Source organism: Streptomyces sp. NPDC058326, assembly GCF_042879855.1.
Taxonomy (GTDB): domain Bacteria; phylum Actinomycetota; class Actinomycetes; order Streptomycetales; family Streptomycetaceae; genus Streptomyces.
This window is the reverse complement of record NZ_JBHVZO010000006.1, coordinates 23,920-45,043: the sequence shown is the minus strand read 5'-3', so window position 1 is coordinate 45,043 and position 21,124 is coordinate 23,920. Positions and strand designations below refer to the sequence as shown.

The following is a 21,124-nucleotide window of genomic DNA, read 5'->3' as shown; positions in this document are numbered from 1 at the left end:
ACCGGCGAGCTGATCCGGACGCCGACCCGCGTCGCGACCGTCCGCACGGACGCGGACGCGGGCGGCACGCCCTCCGCCCGTGCGACCGCCCACGCCCGACCGTCCGCACGGACGCGGACGCGGGCGGCGCACCCCCCGCCCGTGCGACCGCCCACGCCCCCTCCGCTCCTACGCCGCCGCCAGCGCCAGCGTCGGCGACAACCGTGACGCCCGGACCGCCGGATAGAGGCCCGCCACCGTGCCGATCGCGAGCGTCGCGGCGAAGCCACCGCCCACCGCCCACAGCGGTACGACCCACGGCAGCCCGCCCGTCGACGCGTACACGCCCGTCGCCGCACCGCCCAGCGCCACGCCCGCCAGGCCGCCGAGGCCCGACAGCATCAGGGACTCCGTCACGAACTGGATCCTGATCTGGCCCCGGGTCGCGCCGAGGGACCGGCGCAGGCCGATCTCGTGGCGCCGTTCGAGCACGGAGATGATCATGGTGTTGGCGACACCGACCCCGCCCACCAGGAGCGCGATCCCGCCGAGGCCGAGGAGCAGCGTGGAGAACGCGCCCTCCGTCGCCGCCTTCGCCTTGAGCGCCGATGACGGATCACCGACCGACACGTTCTGCGGGTTCCGCGGGTCGATCGTCGGCGCCAGAAGCCGCTGGACGTCCCGTACGGACGCGTCCGTGGACCGCTCGTACACCGCCGTCGGATGCCCGTCGAAGCCGAGCAGCCGCGCCGCGCCCTCCCAGCCGACCAGCGCCGACCGTTCGATCTCGGGGGCGAGCGGCAGCGGGTCGAGGACACCGATGACCGTGAAGTACCGGTCGTCGATCCACACCTGCTGCCCCGGCCCCGTGATGCCGAGCCGTCCGGCCGCGACATGGCCGAGCACCACGGACGGATAGCGGCCGTTGGCGCCGTTCAGCCACGTGCCGGACGCCGTCCCGCCGCGCAGCACACGGAGGAGCCCCTCCGTGGCAGCCTTCACCGCGATCCCGCCGGTCTCACCCTCCGGGATCTTCTCCGTGCGGCGCGCCGAGCTCTTCAGGTCGCCGGTCCCGGCGGCCTCCTCGACCCCCGCGATCCGGCCGACCATGCCCACCGCGTCCTTGGGCAGTTTGACCTCCTGCCCGCTGAACATGCCCTCGCCGGGCTTGGCGACCAGCATGTTCGTGCCCAGCGCGTCGAGCTGCCGGAGCAACTGCGCCTGGCTGGAGGCCGAGATGCCCACGACGGCGATCATCGTGGCGATGCCGATGGCGATGCCGAGCGCGGACAGCACCACCCGCACGGGCCGGCTCCGCAGCCCGGCGGAGCCGACGTGCAGGACATCGCGCGGTCCGAGCCGGGCGGCCTTCGGAACAGTGCGCGTACGGGACATCAGGCCGCGACCTTTCCGCGAGCGGTGTCCGCCACCACACGTCCGTCACGGATCCGGACCTGCCGGGGCAGCCGTCCCGCGATCTCGGTGTCGTGCGTGATGACGGCGATCGTCGAGCCCTCCGCGTTCAGTTCCCGCAGGAGCCCCATCACCGCCTCCCCGGAGGCCGAGTCGAGGGCGCCCGTCGGTTCGTCGGCGAGCAGCAGCGCCGGTTCGCCGACCACCGCCCGCGCGATGGCGACCCGTTGTCTCTGCCCGCCCGACAGCTCGTGCGGCCGGTGCTTCATCCGGTCGGCGAGACCCACCCGGGCCAGCGCCTCGGCGGCCATCGTCCGCCGCCGGGCCCTGGGCAGCCCGGAGTACAGCAGCCCCTCGGCCACGTTCTCCAGGGCGCCCACGCCGGGCACCAGATGGAAGGCCTGGAAGACGAAGCCGATGTGCCGGGCGCGCAGCGCCGAAAGCCCGCGGTCCGACAGGGAGGCGATGTCGTGCCCGGCGATCTCGACCGTTCCGGCGCTGGGCCGGTCCAGGGTGCCGACGATGTGCAGCAGCGTCGACTTGCCCGAACCCGACGGTCCGACGATCCCCAGCAGCTCGCCTTCGGTGACGGTGAGGTCGACGCCGTCGAGGGCGCGGACCCCGCCCGCGTACTCCTTGGTGACTCCGGAGAGCCGTACCACCGTGCTCATGAGGACGGCACCCCGACCTTCATGCCCTCGCGCAGCCCCTCGCCGCTGACCTCGACCCTGCCCTGCCCGAACATGCCGAGCTCGACCTCCACGTCGCGTGCCGTGCCGTTCTCGACGACCTGGACGCCGAAACCGCCGCCGGGCAGCGCGAGCAGCGCGTTGACGGGCACGGACAGGACGTCCCGGCGCGTCTCACCGGTGAGGTCGACGGTGACCGGGGACTGGTCGATGCCCCTGACCTTCCCCGGCTCGTCGAAGGAGACCGTGACGGGGACCTTCGGGGTCCTGTCCTGCGGGTCGTCGCCCGCCGACGCGGTCCTCCCGACGGCCGACACCTTCCCGGGAAGCTCCGTACCGTCCGGCAGCCGGACCTTGACCCGGGTGCCGGTCCTCGCCGACGCCGCCTCCGACACGGGGATCTCGAAACGGACGACGCGCTCGGAGCCGGTCACGGTGAGCACCGCCGCACCCGGCGCGATCCGGTCGCCGACCGCGGCACCCGCCTCCTTGATCCGTACGGCACTGCCCGCGAAGGCGATCCGGTCAGGACCGATCGTGCCCGTCTGCTTCAGACCGTGGGACTTCTGCCAGCGCTTCACGGCGGCGGCGGTCTTCACCGTGTACTCCTCGTCGACGTCGAAGCCCGTGTACCCGAGGGCGGCGAGGTTCTCCTCCAGCTGCCGCACGTCTCTGCCCTCGTCCCCCACCTTCAGCGTCCGGTACATGGGCTCGGCGCCGTACATCAGCCGGACGGGACCGCCCTCGACCTCGTACAGCCGCTCGTCCCGCCGGACGACGGATCCGGCGGCCGCGATCCGGGTGAGGACCCCGGCGGGCCCGGCGTTGATCTTCCGCTCGCCGAGATGCCCCAGCGTGCCGTCCCGCTGGGAGCTGTCGCTGAGATCGCCCCGGGTGACGGAGGCGGTCGCGCCCGGCAGCCCCGCGGAGCCGCCCGAGCCGGCCGCCGTGTCCCGCTGTTCCGGTGCGGACAGGGCCGTCACCGCGGCGCCGCCGCCCGCGACGGCCACGATCGCCGCGAGGGCGAGCACCAGCCGACGCCGGCCCATCGGCCGTTCGCGGCCGCTCACCGGGCCACGCTCTCGCAGGCCTTGGCGGCCTTGTCGAACTTCTGCTTCTCCGCGCCCTGCGGTATCGGCCGGGCCGCCTGCGCCCCGCCGTCGAACGTCGGGTCGGGCATGTTGAAGCCGTTCTCGCGCATGCACTTCGCGTACGCGAGCGCCTTGTCCTTGTCGGCCTGCGTCGGCTCCTCACCGAACCCGGCGCCGCCCGCCTTGTCCCGGCAGGCCTTGAACGCCTTCTCCATCTGCTCCTTCGACACGCCGTCGCCGCCGATCGTGAGCCCGACGCCCTGCTCGCCCGGCTTGGGCTCGGGCACGTCGAGGCCCTGCTCGCGCAGGCACGCGCGGTGCTCGAAGGCCTGGTCGGCCTTCTTGCCCTCCTCGCTCACTCCTCCGTCGCTCCCTCCGGAACCGGAGTCCGAGCCGGAACAGGCGGTGGCGAGCAGGGACACGGCGGCGGCCAGGGAAGCGGCGGCGGCCCGGGTGATCCTTCGAATCGTCATGCCGTGGAGCGTGCCGCGAAGGGATGTTTCGTCTCTCTCAGCGGTTTTGTTTACACCGGCGAAAGGTCACTCTCGGATACACAGGGGACATGCGTGTACTGGTGGTGGAGGACGAGGCGTTTCTCGCCGAGATGATCGCCGAGGGGCTGCGCCGCGACGCGCTCGCCGTGGACATCGCGGCCGACGGCCTCGAAGCCCTCCGGAAGATGCAGCTCGGCGAGTACGACGTCCTCGTCCTGGACCGTGACCTGCCCGGGATACACGGCGACGACGTGTGCCGCCGCGTGGTCGAGCAGCGGCTGATGACCCGGATCCTGATGCTCACGGCGGCGGGCACGGTACGGGACTGCGTGGAGGGCCTCGGTCTCGGCGCCGACGACTACCTGACCAAACCCTTCGCGTACGACGAGCTGCTCGCCCGGGTCCTCGCGCTCGGCCGGCGCGCCCGGCCCGCGCTTCCACCCGTACTGGAACGGGCCGGGATCGTCCTCGACACCGCCCGCCGCCAGGCCTGCCGGGACGGACGCCACCTGCATCTGTCACGGAAGGAGTTCGCGGTCCTGGAAACACTGCTCCGGGCCGAGGGAGCCGTCGTCAGCGGCGAGGACCTGATCGAGCAGGTCTGGGAGGAGCACACGAGCTATCGAACGAACGCGGTACGGGTCACGCTGAGCAAACTCCGGGCGAAACTCGGCGAACCGACGGTCGTGGAGACGGTGCCGGGCTCGGGCTACCGGATCGTGCCGTGAAGCGGATGCCGACGGGGGAGCGGTCCCGGCTGACGGCCCTGTACGGAGGGCTCCTGCTGCTCGCGGGAGCCCTGCTCACCGGGGTCGTGTACCTCCTCGTCCAGGAGGGCCTCTCCTCGTCGATCAGCCTGGCCGTCACCGGGGCCGTACCGGCCCGGCGCCTCGAGGATCTGCCGACCATGTACCCGACGGACTTCCGGACGGCCGAACCCGCACGTCCGGCACCCACCGACCCCGCCCGGATCCCCGGCGAAGCCCTCGCGATCACCCGGACGGTGAGCGACGCGGCGGAGTCGGCGGCCCTCGAACGGCTCCTCACCGTCTCGCTCGTCGTCCTCCTCGCCTACGCGGTCCTCTCGGTCGTTCTCGCCTGGTGGATGGCGGGACGGGTGCTCCGGCCGGTGGCCGTGATCACCGAGACGGCCCGCCGGCTGTCGGGCGAGAACCTGCACGAGAGGATCGCCCTCGGCGGGCCGCCGGGCGAGCTGAAACGACTCGCCGACACCTTCGACGGCATGCTGGGCCGGATGGAAGGGCTGGTCTCCGCGCAACAGCGGTTCGCGGCGAACGCGGCGCACGAACTGCGCACACCGGTCGCCGTACAGCGCGCCGCGGCCGAGATCGGGCTCGCGGGGGAGCCGTCACCCGAGCGGATCGCCCGGATCCGTACGAAGCTCATCGAGGTCGCCGACGACAGCCAGCGGATCATCGAGGGCCTGCTGCTGCTCGCCTCCTCCGACCAGGGGCTGCGGGAAAGGAGCCCGGTGGCGGTGCACGAGGTGGCCACCGAGGCCGTGGACGCGCTGGCCGCGGAGGCGGGCGAGCGCGGGGTGACGCTGACCGTACGGGCCCGCCCGCTGACCGTCGACGGCGACGCGGTGCTCCTCGACCGGCTGATCCACAACCTGGCCGTGAACGGCGTACGCCACAACGTCCCCGGAGGCCGCGTGGCGGTCCGGACGGGTCCCGACGGCATCGAGGTGACGAACACCGGCCCCGAGGTGCCGCCGGACACCGTCCCCCTCCTCTTCGAACCCTTCCGCCGCCTCACGGAACGCACCGGCGCCTCCGGCGAGGGCGCGGGCCTCGGCCTGTCGATCGCCGCGTCGATCGCCCGCGCCCACGACGCCACGGTCGAGGCGTTCCCGAACCCGGAGGGAGGCGGTCTGACGGTACGGGTGCGGTTCGGGACGGCCGACTGAGGGCGCGCGCCCCGAGGCGGCCGCCCCGGGGCGAACGGCACTTCAGCGGCCGGGACCCGACCCGTCGCCCTGCCGGCCGAGAACCTCCAGGTAGTGCGGGTTGCGCATGATGCCGAGGATGTTGCCGAACGGGTCGAGCACCGCCCCCGCACGGAAGTCGCCGTAGTCGCGTAGCGGTTCGTGCTCCTTCGCGCCCAGGCCGAGCAGCCGGGCCATCTCGGCGTCGGCGTCGTCCACGTGCCAGTACGCGACGACACCGGCCGGGGCGGAGACGGTCCGCGAGACGCCGAACTCCTGCAGATAGTCGCCGAGCCGGAACTCGATGTACTCGGGACGCTCGAAGTACGGCTCGACGCCCAGGGCCTCGGAGTACCAGGCTCGGGCGGCGGCCAGGTCGTCGGCGTGATAGCGGATGGTCGCGAGACCGCGGAATGTCGTCGTCATGGGGAACACTCTGCCCGCCATATAGGTCAGTTGTTGTCCTGGATCGACGTCCGACCGTCAGTCGCACCGATACGTGAACGCCGCCGCCGATGTGTGGGCGGTGGGCGAGACGATCACGAGGCGCGCCTCCGCGTGGTGCGTCCCGGGTCCGTGGAAGGTCCACAAGAGACGCAGCCTGGCCTCCTCCTGTCCACGCGTCAGGCGCTCGCGCAGCGGCGCGGACCGGGTCCCGTCACTGCGTTCCCAGCGGTACGTGAGGGTCCCCGGCCGCCCGTCCGTACGCACCACACCCACGACGTCCGCCGTGCCGTCGCAGCCGATGCGCTGCCCCGTCACGCCGACCGTGACGTCCCGCACCGCGACGCGGGGACCGCCATGGCGCCAGGCGAGGAACACGAGGACGGCGGCCGCCACGACGGCGGCCCACGCGAAGCGGAGCGGCCACCGGGACCGGGCGGGGCGCGGTGCGGGGACGCCGGGGACGGTGCCGTGCCAGACCCGCACCGCGGTGGGCGGGATCGCGCCGCGCCGCGCCGCGGCGGCGGTCACGCCGGGACCGAACCGCAGGACCTCGCCCTCCGCCCGGTCCGGCGCCGTACCGGGCGCCGGGCGTGCGAACCAGTGGCTGCCGAGCCGGGTGGCGCTGTAGTCGTCGTCGCTCATGAGACCGCGCACCGCCGGACGAAGACCTGTTGGAGGGAACCGCCGTTCGCGGCGGCGGGGTTCGTGGTCACGCGCAGCCCCCAGTGGCAACCGGCGCCCCGGACCTCGTGGGTGAGCGCGACGGTGTACCGGGTGGCGCCCTCGCGCCGGAAGGTCTCGGAGCCGTCGGGCGCGCCCGGTGACCCCTTCTCGTCCCCGGTGAACCACTCGACGGAGATCGTCACCGGTCCCGTTCCGTCCGTCGTGACCTCGACGCTGCCGGTGGCGGTCGCCGGCCCGGTCTGGCGCGGTCCGGTGACGGAGACCGCCGTCACGGACACGGGCGGAGAAGGGGCGGCGGTGGTCGGGGGCGGGGTCGTCGGTGTCGTCGGCGGGGACGTCGCGGGCGCCGTGGAGCCGGAAGGTGTCGCCGGGTCCGGCGGGGCCGGGGACGGCGTCGGCGGGCCCTCCGAGGGGGGCGCCGCCGGGGAGACGGCGGGCTCCGGGCTCTGCGAGGAGGAGGGCAAGGGACCCGGCACGGTCGGAGCGGGCGCCGTCGTGGCGGGCGTGACAGGGCCCGGTGGCGGCGCGCTCGGCGGGGCGCTCGGCCCGGTACGCGTCGTCGCGAACGCCTGGGCGGCCTCGTCGCCCTCGGCCTCCTCACCGCCGGCCCGCGCGGCGAGGGCGAGCAGGAGCGCCAGGACGAGCCCGGCGGCACCCGCCGGCAGCCCCCGCGGGATACGCCACCGCGGGCGGGACCGCGGGGTGGGCAGGGTGGTGGTGGCGAGCGCGGTCGTCCCCTCCGACCTGCCGCCGGAGGAGGGGAACAGCAGGGGCAGGAGCGCGGCGAGCGCCGCAAGCCGCCTCCGGCCCTTCTCCTCCCAGTCCGCGCCGTACGCGGCCGAGGCCACCGCCTCCAGCTCCGTCACGAACGCGGCCGCGTTCTCCGGTCGCTCGTGCGGGGACTTGGCGAGACCCCGCCGGATGAGCGGACGCAGCGGCTCCGGCGCCTGTCCGTCGGGAACGGGCGTGTCCAGGTGCTGCAGGGCGAGCTCCGCGACGCTACCGCCGGAGAACGGCTTCCGCCCGGTCAGACACTCGAAGAAGGTCGCGGTCGCCGCGTACACGTCGGCGGCCGGCGACGCCGGCGCGCCGTTCCACTGCTCCGGCGCCATGTAGGCGGGCGTGCCCGCCACTCCCGGCGTGGCACCCCGTCCGGTCGCGATGCCGAAGTCGACGAGCGTGGACGACCCGTCGGCGGAGACGAGGACGTTCGCCGGCTTGTAGTCACGGTGCACGACGCCGGCCCGGTGAGCGGCGGCGAGGCCCAGGAGCGAGCCCTTGAGCACGACGAGAGCGGCCTCGGGACCGGTCGAACCCTCCCGCGCCAGGAGGGCGCGCAACGCGACGCCGTCGACCAGCTCCATGACGATCGCCGCACCCTGGGGCGCCTCCACGTACTCGTAGAACCTCACGACGTACGGACTGTCCAGAGCACCGAGCAGCCGGGCCTCGGCCCGGAACCCCCGCACGAACGCCCCGTTCGAGCGGAACTTCTCATTCAGGTACTTCACGGCGACCGGCACACCGGTCGGATCGTGCGTCGCGAGCACGACCCGGCCACTGCCGCCCGCACCCAGCTCCCGCACCTCGCTGTACCCCGGGACCACCCATGCGCCCATCCCCGCCCCCTCGACGCCGTACCCGACACGCCCCCTCGACGCCGTACCCGACACGCCCCCTCATAGGGACACATTCCCGCCACGGCCGGTTCCCGGCGGTGCGGGCCGCCGCGTCGGCTCGTGCAGGCCGGAGGAGCGGCCCGCACCGGCCTCGGGCGGCGTCCACGCGGGTGATCGGGGCGGGCATCCGGTGGAGGCGGGGTGGGCGAGCTCGTGCCCGACACGAGGCGGCGGCGCACAGTGGGGGCGTGGATGTCGAGCAGGTGACCGACGAGCTGTACGGCCTCAAGCCGGCCGAGTTCGTCCCGGCGCGGGACGCGTACGTCGCCCGGGCACGGAAGGCGAAGGACACGGCCGCGGCGAAGGCGATCGCCGCCCTGCGCCGGCCGGGACTCGCGGCATGGGCCGCGAACCTCCTGGCCCGGGAGCGGCCGCAGGAGACCGCGCGCTTCCTGACGCTGGGCGAGACCATGCGGGAAGCCCACAGGACGCTCGACGGCGAGCAGTTGCGGGCGGCGAGCCAGCAGCGGCAACAGCTCGTGACCGCTCTGGCCCGTACCGCCGCCGACCTGGCCCGAGAGGCCGGACAGCCGGTGAGCGACGCGGTGCTCCACGAGGTCGAGCAGGCCCTCCACGGGGTACTGGCCCATCCGGACGTCGCCGAGCAGTGGTCGAAGGGCCGGCTGGTGAAGGTGCCGGAGGCAGCGGTCGGCTTCCCCGCGGTCGCCCCGGAGTCGGTGCCCGCCAGGCCCGCCCCCGCCGAGCAGCCGGCGCCGAGGAAGGCCGAAGGGGGGCGCGCCGCGGAGAGACGGCTGCGGGAACTCGATCGGGCTCGAACGGAGGCGGAGGCCGCGGAGCGTGGGGTCGGCAGGTGCGAGCGGGAACTCGGCGCCGCCCGTGAAGCGCGGGAAGCCGCAGAAGCAGAGGCCGAGGAGGCAGCCGGCCGGATTCGCGACCTGGAGTGGGCGCTGCGGGAGGCCCGTGAGAACAAGTCCGCGACGGCGGCGGCCGCGGCGGAGGCCGGTACGAGGGTGAAAGCGGCGGAACGTGCCCTCCGGGAGGCCCGCCGAGCCGCCGAACAGGCCGCACGAGCCGTTCACGACCTGGAGCGGCAGCCCGAGCCGTAGACCCCCGGCGCGCGGGAGCCGTATGCGAGGCGTACGCGTTGCGTACGGGGTTGGTCCGCTCTCCGTACGGTTGCCGTGGGTAGAGTGTCGGCCAGGAGGTCCCATGTCCGAGTTGTTCGACGCTGTCGACGCCCTGGTCGCGTCCCGCGCACCCCTGCCGCCGCCGGAGGAGCGCAAGCGACTGCGCACCGCACACGGTCTGACCCTGGACCAGGTGGCCGCCGCGCTGCGGGTGCGCCGGGCGACCGTCAGCGGCTGGGAGTCCAGGACGGAGCCGCGAGGACCGGAACGCGAGGCGTACGCCCGGCTGCTGAAGCAGCTCGCCGAGCTGTACCCCCTCGCCGCCGGTTCGGCGGAACCGGCCGAGGACACGGCGGCGACCACACGAGCCCCCGCACCGGAAGCCGGTCCCGCCGGTCCCGCCGGTCCCGCCGGCTTCCCCGGTCCGGCTGTTGCCACCCCCACGCCGGAAACCGGCCAAGCCGCGCCGCCGTCCTCCGGGCACGCCACCGGCCCGACCGCATCCGAGAGCACCCGGCCCCGTACCGCCGCCGCTCCGGCGGCCGCGCCCCGACCCGAGCGCCGCACCACGAGACCGTCCTCGGCAGCGCGCCGCCCCGGCGCGGTGAAGGCCGCCCCGGCGGGCGCCCCGGCCGGGGGCACGGACCCCCGGTTCGAGCACGGCCCCCTCGCGGTCGTCGACGTCACCGACGACGGCCGGGTCCTCGCGTACTGCGTCGGAGGCCTGGTCCTGGACGTGCCCGCGAAGTCCGTCCCGTCCCTGGTCGACTGGGCCCTCAAGGAGGCCCGGCTCGGGCAGCCGAAGCTGTCCGGCCCCGGCAAGGACGCCGACCCGCTCCTCGTGCTCACCGAGGCCGCCCTCGCACGCTACGGACTGCCCGTCACCCTGACCGACGAGGAGCAGCTCGCCGGGCGCATCCCCGAGGACCACCAGGTCGTCAAGCAGCTGGCCCGGGGCGACTGGAAGCTGACCAAGCGCGGATTCGGGCCGTGGGCGCGGATCTACCGCCCCGCCACCGGCTCCGAACGGGCCTGCGTCCAGCTGTGCGTTCCGTCCTGGAACGCGCTCGACGCCCGCCACTGGGGCGACGCCGCCCAGCTGCCGCCGGCGGAACTCGCCAGGGTCCTCGGTACGTACGCGGCCCGCGTGATGACGCCGCGCGGCTCCACCGCCGTCACCGGCCTCGAACTGATGACCGCGCTGCACCCGCCGACCCGCGCGTCCGAGCCCGACGCCGACGGCACGCGGCACTCCGAGCACAACCCCGGTTCGCTGGGCAGGGAACCGGTCGACCCGGCACCCTGCGAGGCCCCCGACGGGCACCCCGTACTGAAGGACCTGCCCCGCTTCCACCTGCGCGGCCCGGCCGAGGCGCTGTTCGAGGAGGCGTACGACTGGGCGCGACCGATGACGGACGACGAGTGCCTGCGCCGGAACCTGGTCGGCATCGATGTGAACCTCGCCTTCGCCGCCGGCGCCAACGGCCTGGTCGTCGGCCTCGGCGCGCCGACGCGTGTCGACCGGCCGGTGTTCGACCCGAAGCTCCCGGGAAGCTGGCTCGTCGATCTGTCCCATGTCGACCTGTCGAAGGTGAAGGTCGCCAAGGACAAGTGGGTGGAACTGGACGGCAGTCTGCTGCCGAGCCCCTTCACACGGACGGGCGATCGGCCCGAAGGCCCGGCGTGGTACGCCACGCCCACCGTCGCCTACGCGGTGGAGCTCGGCTACGACGTGGCGCCGATCGAGGCCTACGTCCGCCACGAGAACGGCCGCTACCTCGACGGCTGGTACAACCGCCTCCGTGACGCCTACCTCGCCACCATGGCCGAGCTCGGGGTGTCCGCGGAGCTGACACCGGCCGACTTCCTGACGGCGATGGACGGCTTCCGGAGCCGTGACCCGGAGCTCGCGATCGTCGTCTCGGCGATCAAGGCGACGGTCAAGGGCGGCCTGGGCAAGCTGCGCGAACGCCCGCGCGGTGAGGGCTGGCGCCCGGGCCGGCCGTGGCGGGCGCTGGCCCGCCCGACCTGGCGACCGGACATCCGCGCCGCTGTCATCTCCCGGACACGCGTCAACCTCCACCGCAAGATCGTCAGGCACGCCGCCTTCACCGGCGACTACCCGGTCGCGATCCTGTCCGACTGCGTGGTGTACGCGGTCGACGGCACCTCACCGCTGGACTTCCTCCCGTACCGCGACGGCAGACCGCTGCCCGGCGGCTTCAAGCTCGGGGTGAACCCCGGCCTCGTCAAGCACGAGGGAACCCAGACCGTCCTCTGGGGCGAGGGAGTGAGGGAGCGGTTCGACGCTCCCGAACTCAACCTGGCCCGGTACATCAAGGACGGCACCGTCACCGGCGCCGACAACGGAGAGTAGGAGAGGGCGATGACCCTGTTCGGGGACGGCCTCGACAAGGCGGTGCAGAAGTCGTTCACCCGCCCTGCCCCCAAGAGCGCCGGCGCGCAGATGCGGTACCTGGTCCGGCAGCTCAAGGGCACCAGGGCGGTCGCCCGGATGCTGAGGATCTCCCAGCGCACCGTCGAGCGCTACGTGAAGGACCAGATCAGGAAGCCGAGGCCCGACCTGGCCGCGCGCCTGGAGCACGAGGTGAGGCAGCGGTGGCAGCCCCAGATCAGGGCCAGGGCCCGGCAGAAGGCGGCCACCACCGGCGGCATCGTCATCGACACCCGCGCCCGCCTCGGCTACACGGCGCCGATCGGCTCGACGGACCAGGACCGCACCCGGCACCTGACCGTCGCTCTGCCGCCCGCGTACGCCGCCCGCCTCTTCGCGGCCCAGGAGGCCGGCGCAGGCGACGACGAGCTCCAGCACATCGCGGCCGAAGGGCTGAAGGAGGTGTACTTCCAGGACGGCGGTCGCCGCGCCGGAAGCCTGGAAGAGGTCCGCTTCACGGACATCCAGCACCTGGAGTTCGACCTGTGACCGGAGTGCGCCAAGGACGTTCCTTCGCGGGCGCCGAGGTCGTGGCACGCCATGCCACGACCACAGGAGTTCCGACGCGGCCGAGGGGTGCCCGAGCCCGTCAGCGTGACTTCCCCAGGGGCCGGGGCGTCCGAGGGGCCACCAGGCCGGATTCGTAGGCGAGGACCACGAGCTGGGCGCGGTCGCGGGCATGGAGCTTGGTCATGGCCCGGTTGACGTGGGTCTTCGCGGTGAGCGCCGTGATCACCATGCGGGCGGCGATCTCGTCGTTGGACAGGCCCTGCGCGACCAGGGTGACGGCCTCGCGTTCGCGGCTCGTGAGGGCTTCCAGCGCCGTGGAGACGCCGCCGTCCTCGGCGGGAAGCAGCCCGGTGACGTACCGGTCGATCAGCTTGCGGGTGATCAAAGGGGCGAGCAGGGCGTCCCCCCGGGCGGCGACGCGCACGGCGTGCAGGAAGTCCTCCGGCACGACGTCCTTGACCAGGAACCCGGCTGCCCCGGCGCGCAGCGCCTCCAGGACGTATTCGTCCATGCCGTAGTTGGTCAGGATGACGACGTGGACGGCGGCGAGTGCCGGATCAGCGGCGATGCGCCGGGTCGTCTCGATGCCGTCGAGGACCGGCATCCGGATGTCGACGAGAGCCACGTCCGGCACGTGCTCCCGTGCCAGAGCGAGCCCCGCGGCCCCGTCGGCCGCCTCGGCCACCACCTCGATGTCGTCCTCGAGGTCGAGAAGGGCGCGGAACCCGCCGCGGAGGAGCGGCTGGTCGTCGACCAGCAGGACACGGATCACGACGACCGGTCCAGGGGCAGCTCGGCGTGGACGGTGAAACCGCCCCCGTCCCGTGGTCCGGCGCGCAGCCGACCCCCGAGGGCGGTGACCCGTTCCCGCATGCCGAGCAGCCCGAGGCCGGGTGCCGTGACGCCCGCCGGTGTCGCCGAGGTCGCCCGGCCGTCGTCGTCGACGCGTATCGCCACGGCGTCCGTACGGCAGTCGATCCGCACCGAGGCCGTGCCCGCGTCCGCGTGCCGGGCGACGTTGGTGAGCGCCTCCTGAACGATCCGGTAGACGGTCCGGTCCACCGCCGCCGGCACGTCGTCGCGCCGGCCCTCGATCGTCAGCGTCGCGTCCACGCCGAACGCACGGGCCCCCTCCACCAGGTCCGGGACGTCATCGAGCCCGCACGGCGGAGCCGTGTCGTCGTCGCGCAACGCCTCCAGGGTCGCGCGCAGCTCCCGGCTCGCCTCCCGCCCCGCCTGCTGGATCGCGAGCAGCGAATCCGGCACCTCCTCTCCTCGCTTCCGGGCCACGTGCACGGCGACCTCCGCCTGCACCTTGACGACCGAAATCTGGTGGGTGAGCGAGTCGTGCAACTCTCGGGCTATACGGAGCCGTTCCTCGTCGGCGCGACGCCGGGCGGTCTCCTCCCGGGTACGCTCGGCCTCCTCCGCCCGCCGCTCGGCCTGCCGCAACGCCTCTCCCGCGGCGCCGGCCGCGACCAGCCAGGCGATCTCGAGCGCACCCCTGGCCTGCGCGAACGCCTGGCCCGTGTCGTGCAGACCCGAAGCCAGGGCCGCGACCGGGAGCGCGGCCAGCATGACGACGCTCGCCACCACCGTGACGGTGCGGTACCCCGCCCGTACCGCCGCGTACACCGCGAACAGGTAGGCGACGACGGGCACGTCGAAACCGGCCGCCTGATGGCCCACCGCGCAGAGCCCGGTGACGGCAAGGACGGCGACCGGTGCCCGGCGGCGCGCCGCCAGGGCAAGCCCGCCCGCCGTCAGGAGTCCGAGCCCGAGCAGCTCGAGGCGGGTCGTCGTGGCCGTGACCGGACGCAGCCCGGCGAGGCCGGTGACCAGGAGCGCCGCCGCCACGCCGGCCGCGATGACCCAGTCCCCGTACCGGTCCCACACACCGGCTGTCCGTGTCCTCATGCGCGCACCCTAAACCCGGTGGTGTCGGCGGCGAATCCTCCTCGCGGCCAGCGAACGGCTACCACGCCCGTGGTAGCCGGCGCCGTGCCTGCCGCAGACGCGGCAGTGCGAGGAGTCTGCGCTCGCCGGACGACCGGTGAGCGGTCCGAGGGCCAGGATCTGGGGGACAGCGGCGGGGCGGCCCCGCCCGCCCCGCCTGACCAGAAGGAGCATTCCCATGAGCCCCGACCTGTTGCTCGCCGCCGACGTCCTCAGCTTCAGCCCCGGCCGCCTCGGAGCCACGACGGGGGCGCTGCTCGGCCTCGCGGGCGTGATCATCGCCTGGCGCGCCCTGGCCCGGCCGACCAGTCGCCCCGGCCCCGTACCGGCCGTGGTCGCGGGCCTGACCGGCCTGCTCCTCGGCGGACTCGTCGCGGCGACCGCCGAAGGCGGCCTGGGCACCGGCAACGGCCTGGGCGGCGCCTACGTGGCCGTTCTGACGGGCCTGCTCGCCACAGCCCTCGGCGGTCGGGCCGTGTCCCGCTCCCGGCGCACCGGCTGAGGCTCGCCGGGCGCACCCCCGAGGCCGCGCGCACCCCGAAGCCGGGACCACCGTCGACGGCCGTCGGGAACCCGCCCCCCCAGAGCCGGGTTCCCGACGGGCCACCAGGGCGTCAGAGCATCAGCAGCAGCCGCGTGTTCGGTACGAGCTTGCGGTTCACGCTGGTGCTCTGCACGAAGATCGTGAAGTCGTCGTTGTGGTCCGGCTTGACGCGGACCTCCACGTCCGGCAGTCCGAGCAGGGCCCGGGCCTGGGGACCCGTGTACACCCGGTCCGTCTTCTTCTCCAGCACCGCGATCTGCTTCCGCGCCTGGATCTTCTCCGACTTGCTCAGCTGATAGAACGCACCACCGGTGCGGTACGTGTGGCCGGATTCGACGACCCATTCCCGTATCGCGGTGTCACGAGCCACCGGAATCAGCGCGTACGCGGACTGCTTCACCGGGGTGAGCCCGGCGGCTTCGATGGTCTTCTTGTTGACCGCGTCGGCACCCGCGGAGAAAACCGCTCGCGATCCACGGATTCCCTTGGTGCGGCCCACCATGAATTTCTCGGTGGCTTCCTGGATGACCTGCCCGGCCTCTTCCAGACCCTGGGTGCTCGTGGCGTCCCAGATGGCGATGTTGTCCTTCGGGAAGCCGTATTGCATGGCCTCACGCTTGCCCATCTGGTCCGGCACGAGGACGGCCAGCGTCCAGTTGTCCTCCTGCGTCTCGATCATCTTGCCGACGGCCTCGACCAGTTGGCGCGGATCACGCGCAGGGGCGTCCGAGCAGCGGTGACTCGCGTTCTCCTGCCCGTCGGTCAGCACGAACGTCAGGAAGCTGTGGTCGCCGTACAGTTGCGCCGTCTGCGCCAGCTCGCGCTGCGACTTCAGCGCGGCCGCCAGCAGCGCCGTCATTCCCCCGACCCGGTACAGCTGCTTCAGCGACGGCATCCGCAGCACGTCCTTGTCGTAGATGACGCATTCCACCTTGTCGGCGAAGACGTACACCGTGACACGCGTTTCCTGGTCCAATTCCCGCGACCGGCGGGCGAGATAGGCGATCTGCTGGTCGGCGACCTCGATGACCTTCCCGCTCAGCCGCGACATGGACGAACTGGCGTCCAGAACAAGAGCAACATGATTGATGTAGTTCTGCGTTCGGGTCATGGCGACTCCCCCTCTTTCCGACTGGATGCTCCTACCTTCTCACCCACCACTGACAATCGGTCCTGACTCCCGGGCCGAGCGGCATTCCGACCCCGTCAGGGGGTGAGGGCGGGGTCGGCGTCCCTACCGTTCCCGACCGTCGACAGGGACGCCCAGACGGGCGGCCACGGTGGTGAGGGCAGCTCCCAGGGGGAGCGCGACCCGGGTGAGGGCGTGCCGGTCGCCGCGTGTGGGGCCCTGGTTGACGATGAGGACGGGTGTTCCGGCCTGAGCTGCCTGGCGGACGAACCGGAGCCCCGACATCACGGTGAGGGAGGAGCCCAGGACGAGCAGCGAGGTCGCGCCACGGACCAGTTCGCGGCAGTGCTCGACCCTCTGCGGAGGGACGGCCTCGCCGAAGAACACCACGTCCGGCTTGAGGACGCCGCCGCAGACGCCGCAGGGCACCACGTGGAAGTCGCCGACCTGTTCGTCGGTGAGGTCGGCGTCGCCGTCCGGGTTGATTCCGGCCGCCTCCGGCTCGAAGCCGGGGTTGGCCTCATCGAGGCGCCGGGCGAGCTCGCCGCGCGGGCCGGCGGCGCCGCAGGAGAGGCAGACGACCCGGGCCAGGCTTCCGTGCAGTTCCACGGCGTCCTCGCTGCCGGCGGCCTGGTGCAGCCCGTCGACGTTCTGGGTGATCACACCCGAGAGCAGGCCGTGGCGCCCGAGGGCGGCCACGGCCCGGTGCCCGGCGTTGGGGCGGGCACGGCCGAAGGTGCGCCAGCCGAGGTGGCTGCGCGCCCAGTACCGGCGCCGCGCCCCAGCATCGGCGGTGAACTCCTGGTAGGTCATCGGGGTGTGTCGGGTGAGGCTCCCGCCCGCGCCCCGGTAGTCGGGGATCCCCGACTCCGTGGAGAGGCCGGCCCCGCTGAGCACCAGCACGCCGCCGGCGTCCAGCGCGTCGGCGACCGGCCCCAGGTCCGTGGTGCCCGGCGGCAGGTCCTCGGCAGGTGTCCAGCTCAGAGTGGGACGCATACGCATGCCGCCAGGGTACGAAACGAGGTCGCCCTCAGCGCTTCGACCGGCCCGTGCACGACGGACGGCTGTACCCGCGAGGACCGCGCCGATCGCTCGGCCGTGCCGGGCGCGGCTCAGCCCTCGCGGCTCAGCCTCGTGGGTCCCGGCTCAGCCCCCCAGGTGCGGAAGGAGGCGGTCCGGGGTCAGGGGAAGGTCCCGCAGCCGTACGCCCACCGCGTGGTGCACGGCGTTCGCGATCGCGGCGGCCGTCCCCACGATCCCGATCTCCCCGATCCCCTTGCTGCCCATCGGGTTGAGGTGAGGGTCCTCCTCGTCCAGCCAGCGCGCCTCGACCGCCGGCACGTCCGCGCAGACGGGGACGTGGTACGAGGCCAGGTCGCGTTCCGCGAAGTCACCGAACGCGGGATCCAGGGTGCTGCCCTCGGTGAGCGCCATGCCCAGACCCATCGTCATGCCGCCGATGAACTGGGAGCGGGCGGTATGCGGGCTGAGCACCCGGCCCGCGGCGAACACCCCGAGCAGCCGGCGGACCCGCACCTCGCCCGTCACGGCGTCCACCTCGACCTCCGCGAACTGCGCGCCGAACGCGTGACGCGCGTACGGGGATTCCCGCCCCGCCTCCTCGGTGGTGTCCGCCCGCGCGGTGAGGCCCTCGGGCGGAAGCGGACCGGCGTGGGCGCGCAGCATGCCGGCCAGGGCCGTGCAGGCCTTGTGGACCGCCCACCCCCAGGAGGAGGTCCCCGAGGAGCCGCCCGCGAGCGGGGCGGTCGGCAGTGCGCTGCTGCCGAGTTCCACGCGCACCGAGGACGCCGCCGCGCCGAGCGCTTCGGCGGCGATCCGGGCGAGGACGGTCCGCGCCCCGGTGCCGATGTCGGTGGCGTTCAGCCGTACGACGTGGCTGCCGTCCGGCGCGGCGTGCGCGGACGCCGTCGAGGGTTCGAGGAGGTACGGGTACGTGGACGAGGCCACTCCGGTGCCGGTCAGCCGGTCGCCGCTCCGCCGCACCCCCGGCCGGGGGTCGCGGTCCGCCCATCCGAAGAGCCGGGCGCCCTGCCGCAGGCATTCGGCGACGTTCCTGCTGCTGAACGGTCTGCCGCTGTCGGGTTCCGTCGCGGGCTCGTTGCGCAGCCGGAGCTCGACCGGGTCGACGCCCGTGGCGACGGCGAGCTCGTCCATGGCCGCCTCGAGGGCGTACATGCCGGACGCCTCGCCCGGGGCCCGCATCCACGAGGGGCTGGGCACGTCCAGGGCCACCACGCGGTGACTCGTGCGACTGTGCGGCGAGGTGTACATGACGCGGGCGGGGACGGCCGCCTGCTCCACGAACTCCCTGACCGTCGACGTCTGGGTGACGACCTCGTGGGCGAGGGCGCCGATCACGCCGTCGGCGTCCGCGCCGATGCGGACGCGCTGGACGGTGGGGGCACGGTGGCCGACGACGCTGGCCAGCTCACGGCGGGGGAGGACGACTCTGACGGGCCGCCCGAGGTGCCGGGAGGCCATCGCGGCGAGGACGACCTGCGGCCGCGGGGTGCCCTTGGAACCGAAGCCGCCGCCGACGTACGCGGAGACGACCGTGACGCGGTCCCCGGGCACCTTGAGCAGCTGCGCGAGGACGTCCCGTACGGTCGTCGACCCCTGGCTGGAGTCGTACACCGTCAGCTCACCGCCGTCCCACCACGCGGTGGAGGCGTGCGGCTCCATCGGGTGGTTGTGCTGGGCGGTCATGGTGAACGTCGCGTCGACACGCACCGCCGACGCGGCGAAGGCCGCGTCGAAGTCGCCGCGTTCCCGCAGGCCCGGTTGGCCGCCGTTGGCCTCCTCCGGGACGCGGAGACCGGGATGGCCGGCGGGGGGACCCGGGTCGTGGTCCTCCTCGGCGTACTCGATCCGCAGGCCGTCGGCGGCCGCGCGCGCGTTCTCCGGGGTGTCGGCGACCACGAGCGCGACGTACCAGCCCCGGTGCGGGACACGGTCGTCCTGGAGCAGGGCGAGGGTCCCGTCCTCGGCCTCGCCCAGCCGGGGCGCGTTCTCGTGACTGAGGACCGCGAGGACCCCGGGCCGCCGCAGGACCTCGTCGGCGTGGACGGCGGTGACCCTGCCGCGCGCGACGGCGGCGGGCACGGGGACGGCGTGGACGCAGCCCGGCGGAGTGTGCTCGGCGGCGTAGCGCGCCGTGCCGGTCACCTTCTGACGGGCGTCACGCCGGACGGCGTCCGCGGCGTCGACATCGGACGCGGACGGGGCCAGGGGCGGGGGAGCCGGGGTCATGACGGCCTCCTCAGGGGCGGGGCGTGAGATCGGTGAGCACACGGACGGCGAGGTTGCGGGCGAGCGGCACCTTGAAACCGTTGTCGCGCAGCGGCTCGGCCGCCGCGAGTTCGGCGTCGGCGGCCCGCGCGTACGTCTCCTCCGTGGCGGGCGCCCCGCGCAGCACCTCCTCGGCGGCGCGGGCACGCCACGGCTTGTGGGCGAGCCCGCCGAAGGCGAGGGCGGCATGGCGGACGACGCCGTCCTCCACGGTGAGCACGGCGGCGACGGATGCGAGCGCGAAGGCGTACGAGGCACGGTCACGGGCCTTGCGGTAGGCGCTGGGGGCCCCGGCGGCCGGTGGGAGCGTCGCACCGGTGACGAGCTCGCCGGCACGGACGACGGTGTCCTGCTCCGGCCGGTCACCGGGCAGCCGGTGGAAGTCGGTGACCGGCACGACACGCTCCCCGTCGGGTCCGAGCAGATGCACGCGCGCGTCGAGGGCGGCGAGCGCGACCGCCATGTCCGACGGGTGCGTGGCGACGCACCGCGCGGAGTGGCCGAGCACCGCGAGGTCGCGGTGGACTCCCTCCCGTGCGGGGCAGCCCGTACCCGGTTCGCGCTTGTTGCAGGGCTTCGAGGTGTCCTGGAAGTACAGGCAGCGGGTGCGCTGGAGGAGGTTTCCGCCGGTGGTGGCGGCGTTGCGCAGCTGTGCGGACGCGCCGGAGAGGAGCGCCTGCGACAGTACGGCGTACCGGCTCCGTACGAGCGGATGGACAGCCAGGTCGCTGTTGCGGACGGTCGCCCCGACGCGCAGGCCGCCGTCCGGCGTCTCCTCGACACCGTCCAGCGGCAGCCGGCTGATGTCGACGAGGAACGGAGGGTCGGCCACCCCGAGCTTCATCAGGTCGACGAGATTCGTGCCCCCGGCGAGGTACTGGGCGCGGGGGTGGGCCGCGTACGCGGCGAGCGCCTGCTCGGTGCGGTCGGCGCGCAGGTATCCGAAGGGCTTCACGAGGCGGCCTCCGCGATGGCGTCCACGATGTTCGGGTAGGCGCCGCAGCGGCAGATGTTGCCGCTCATGCGCTCACGGATCTCCTCCGGGGTGAGGTCCACCGGACCTTCGCCGTCCGGCGGGCCCGGTGGTGTCACGTGCGAGGGGTGCCCGGCCGCGGCCTCGTCCAGCATGGCCACGGCCGAGCAGATCTGGCCCGGCGTGCAGTAGCCGCACTGGAGGGCGTCCCGGGACACGAAGGCCTCCTGGAGCGGATGGAGGCGGTCCGGTGCGGCGAGGCCCTCGACCGTGGTGACGGGCTCGTCGCACGCCACGGCGAGCAGCAGGCAGCTGTTCACGCGCCGCTCGCCCACGAGCACCGTGCAGGCCCCGCACTGCCCGTGGTCGCAGCCCTTCTTCGCCCCGACGAGGTCCAGGTGCTCGCGGAGGGCGTCCAGGAGGGTGGTGCGGTGATCGAGACGCACGGTGTGCGTGGTCCCGTTGACCCGGAGGGAGACCGCCGACGTGAGGTCGTGGCGCCCTTCGGTTCCCCCTTCGCGCACGGCGGCGGTCCCACTGGTCCCTTCGGTACGGTCCACGGTTCCTGCTCCTCCGACGATGGCTGGGGTGACCCTCTCTGCCCGACATCCCCTTCCCCGCCACCTTCGCCGTATGTCCCCCTTGTCCGCCGAACGGCGTAGAGCGCTGATTACGCCGCCTTGTCGGCCATGCGTGGAACGTAGGGAGCCGGGAAGGCGGGCCGAAAGGCACCCGT

The 21,124-nt window shown here is 73.6% G+C and carries 20 protein-coding genes; 6 read left to right on the top strand and 14 right to left on the bottom strand.

Features of this window, described 5'->3' with window-relative positions:
• Positions 1-168: 168 nt before the first annotated feature.
• Genes ACFVYX_RS14060 through ACFVYX_RS14045 form a run of 4 tightly spaced genes read right to left on the bottom strand, consistent with a single transcriptional unit; the run spans position 169 to position 3,645 of the window.
• Positions 169-1,374 (bottom strand): ABC transporter permease, encoded by a 1,206-nt coding sequence (locus ACFVYX_RS14060; protein ID WP_389681593.1) that lies wholly within the window; start codon positions 1,372-1,374, stop codon positions 169-171.
• On the bottom strand, positions 1,374-2,063 hold the full coding sequence (locus ACFVYX_RS14055) for an ABC transporter ATP-binding protein (protein WP_389681592.1): 690 nt from the start codon (positions 2,061-2,063) through the stop codon (positions 1,374-1,376). Before ACFVYX_RS14055 ends, ACFVYX_RS14060 begins: the two co-directional genes overlap by 1 nt.
• On the bottom strand, positions 2,060-3,130 hold the full coding sequence (locus tag ACFVYX_RS14050) for a peptidoglycan-binding protein (RefSeq protein ID WP_389681828.1): 1,071 nt from the start codon (positions 3,128-3,130) through the stop codon (positions 2,060-2,062). The genes ACFVYX_RS14055 and ACFVYX_RS14050 overlap by 4 nt, the downstream gene beginning before the upstream one ends.
• 17 nt (positions 3,131-3,147) lie before the next feature.
• Positions 3,148-3,645, bottom strand: a complete 498-nt coding sequence (locus tag ACFVYX_RS14045) for a hypothetical protein (protein WP_389681591.1) — start codon at positions 3,643-3,645, stop codon at positions 3,148-3,150.
• Positions 3,646-3,734: 89 nt separating this feature from the next.
• Between ACFVYX_RS14045 and ACFVYX_RS14040 the strand changes: the two genes are divergently transcribed.
• Both ACFVYX_RS14040 and ACFVYX_RS14035 read left to right on the top strand, forming a co-directional pair.
• Positions 3,735-4,394 carry a response regulator transcription factor gene (locus tag ACFVYX_RS14040; protein WP_389681590.1) on the top strand — a complete coding sequence of 220 codons (660 nt, stop codon included), beginning with the start codon at positions 3,735-3,737 and terminating at the stop codon, positions 4,392-4,394.
• Positions 4,395-4,399: 5 nt separating this feature from the next.
• Positions 4,400-5,596, top strand: coding sequence for a sensor histidine kinase (locus tag ACFVYX_RS14035; RefSeq protein ID WP_389681827.1), 1,197 nt, complete (start codon positions 4,400-4,402; stop codon positions 5,594-5,596).
• A 42-nt stretch (positions 5,597-5,638) separates the two neighbouring features.
• Here the strand turns inward: ACFVYX_RS14035 and ACFVYX_RS14030 are convergent, their stop codons facing one another.
• The 3 genes from ACFVYX_RS14030 to ACFVYX_RS14020 are packed head-to-tail and all read right to left on the bottom strand — an operon-like array spanning position 5,639 to position 8,364.
• Positions 5,639-6,040 (bottom strand): VOC family protein, encoded by a 402-nt coding sequence (locus tag ACFVYX_RS14030; protein WP_389681589.1) that lies wholly within the window; start codon positions 6,038-6,040, stop codon positions 5,639-5,641.
• 57 nt (positions 6,041-6,097) lie between these two features.
• The gene (locus ACFVYX_RS14025; RefSeq protein ID WP_389681588.1) at positions 6,098-6,703 is read right to left on the bottom strand and encodes a hypothetical protein; all 606 of its coding nucleotides are present in this window, start codon (positions 6,701-6,703) and stop codon (positions 6,098-6,100) included.
• Positions 6,700-8,364, bottom strand: a complete 1,665-nt coding sequence (locus ACFVYX_RS14020; protein ID WP_389681587.1) for a serine/threonine-protein kinase — start codon at positions 8,362-8,364, stop codon at positions 6,700-6,702. Before ACFVYX_RS14020 ends, ACFVYX_RS14025 begins: the two co-directional genes overlap by 4 nt.
• 248 nt (positions 8,365-8,612) lie before the next feature.
• Between ACFVYX_RS14020 and ACFVYX_RS14015 the strand changes: the two genes are divergently transcribed.
• The 3 genes from ACFVYX_RS14015 (at position 8,613) to tpg (ending at position 12,456) form a co-directional block, all read left to right on the top strand.
• Positions 8,613-9,491 carry a hypothetical protein gene (locus tag ACFVYX_RS14015; RefSeq protein WP_389681586.1) on the top strand — a complete coding sequence of 293 codons (879 nt, stop codon included), beginning with the start codon at positions 8,613-8,615 and terminating at the stop codon, positions 9,489-9,491.
• A 103-nt stretch (positions 9,492-9,594) separates the two neighbouring features.
• Positions 9,595-11,889 carry a telomere-associated protein Tap gene (gene tap, locus ACFVYX_RS14010; RefSeq protein WP_389681585.1) on the top strand — a complete coding sequence of 765 codons (2,295 nt, stop codon included), beginning with the start codon at positions 9,595-9,597 and terminating at the stop codon, positions 11,887-11,889.
• Positions 11,890-11,898: 9 nt separating this feature from the next.
• Positions 11,899-12,456 (top strand): telomere-protecting terminal protein Tpg, encoded by a 558-nt coding sequence (gene tpg / locus ACFVYX_RS14005; protein WP_389681584.1) that lies wholly within the window; start codon positions 11,899-11,901, stop codon positions 12,454-12,456.
• 100 nt (positions 12,457-12,556) lie between these two features.
• On the opposite strand, the gene ACFVYX_RS14000 is transcribed toward tpg, so the two are convergent.
• Together ACFVYX_RS14000 and ACFVYX_RS13995 are read right to left on the bottom strand one after the other, a co-directional pair.
• Positions 12,557-13,249 carry a response regulator gene (locus ACFVYX_RS14000; protein WP_389681583.1) on the bottom strand — a complete coding sequence of 231 codons (693 nt, stop codon included), beginning with the start codon at positions 13,247-13,249 and terminating at the stop codon, positions 12,557-12,559.
• On the bottom strand, positions 13,246-14,394 hold the full coding sequence (locus ACFVYX_RS13995; protein WP_389681582.1) for a sensor histidine kinase: 1,149 nt from the start codon (positions 14,392-14,394) through the stop codon (positions 13,246-13,248). The genes ACFVYX_RS14000 and ACFVYX_RS13995 overlap by 4 nt, the downstream gene beginning before the upstream one ends.
• Positions 14,395-14,611: 217 nt before the next feature.
• On the opposite strand from ACFVYX_RS13995, the gene ACFVYX_RS13990 reads away from it, so the two are divergent.
• Positions 14,612-14,935 carry a DUF6223 family protein gene (locus ACFVYX_RS13990; RefSeq protein ID WP_389681581.1) on the top strand — a complete coding sequence of 108 codons (324 nt, stop codon included), beginning with the start codon at positions 14,612-14,614 and terminating at the stop codon, positions 14,933-14,935.
• A 112-nt stretch (positions 14,936-15,047) separates the two neighbouring features.
• On the opposite strand, the gene ACFVYX_RS13985 is transcribed toward ACFVYX_RS13990, so the two are convergent.
• The 5 genes from ACFVYX_RS13985 to ACFVYX_RS13965 all read right to left on the bottom strand — a co-directional run bounded on the left by ACFVYX_RS13985 (position 15,048) and on the right by ACFVYX_RS13965 (position 20,948).
• Positions 15,048-16,088: a vWA domain-containing protein gene (locus tag ACFVYX_RS13985; RefSeq protein WP_389681580.1), complete on the bottom strand. Its 1,041-nt coding sequence runs from the start codon at positions 16,086-16,088 to the stop codon at positions 15,048-15,050.
• A gap of 123 nt (positions 16,089-16,211) precedes the next feature.
• The gene (locus ACFVYX_RS13980; protein ID WP_389681579.1) at positions 16,212-17,108 is read right to left on the bottom strand and encodes an NAD-dependent protein deacetylase; all 897 of its coding nucleotides are present in this window, start codon (positions 17,106-17,108) and stop codon (positions 16,212-16,214) included.
• 144 nt (positions 17,109-17,252) lie between these two features.
• On the bottom strand, positions 17,253-19,376 hold the full coding sequence (locus ACFVYX_RS13975; RefSeq protein ID WP_389681578.1) for a xanthine dehydrogenase family protein molybdopterin-binding subunit: 2,124 nt from the start codon (positions 19,374-19,376) through the stop codon (positions 17,253-17,255).
• 10 nt (positions 19,377-19,386) lie between these two features.
• Positions 19,387-20,370: an FAD binding domain-containing protein gene (locus tag ACFVYX_RS13970; protein WP_389681577.1), complete on the bottom strand. Its 984-nt coding sequence runs from the start codon at positions 20,368-20,370 to the stop codon at positions 19,387-19,389.
• On the bottom strand, positions 20,367-20,948 hold the full coding sequence (locus ACFVYX_RS13965; protein WP_389681576.1) for a 2Fe-2S iron-sulfur cluster-binding protein: 582 nt from the start codon (positions 20,946-20,948) through the stop codon (positions 20,367-20,369). The genes ACFVYX_RS13970 and ACFVYX_RS13965 overlap by 4 nt, the downstream gene beginning before the upstream one ends.
• Between the last annotated feature and the right edge of the window lie 176 nt (positions 20,949-21,124).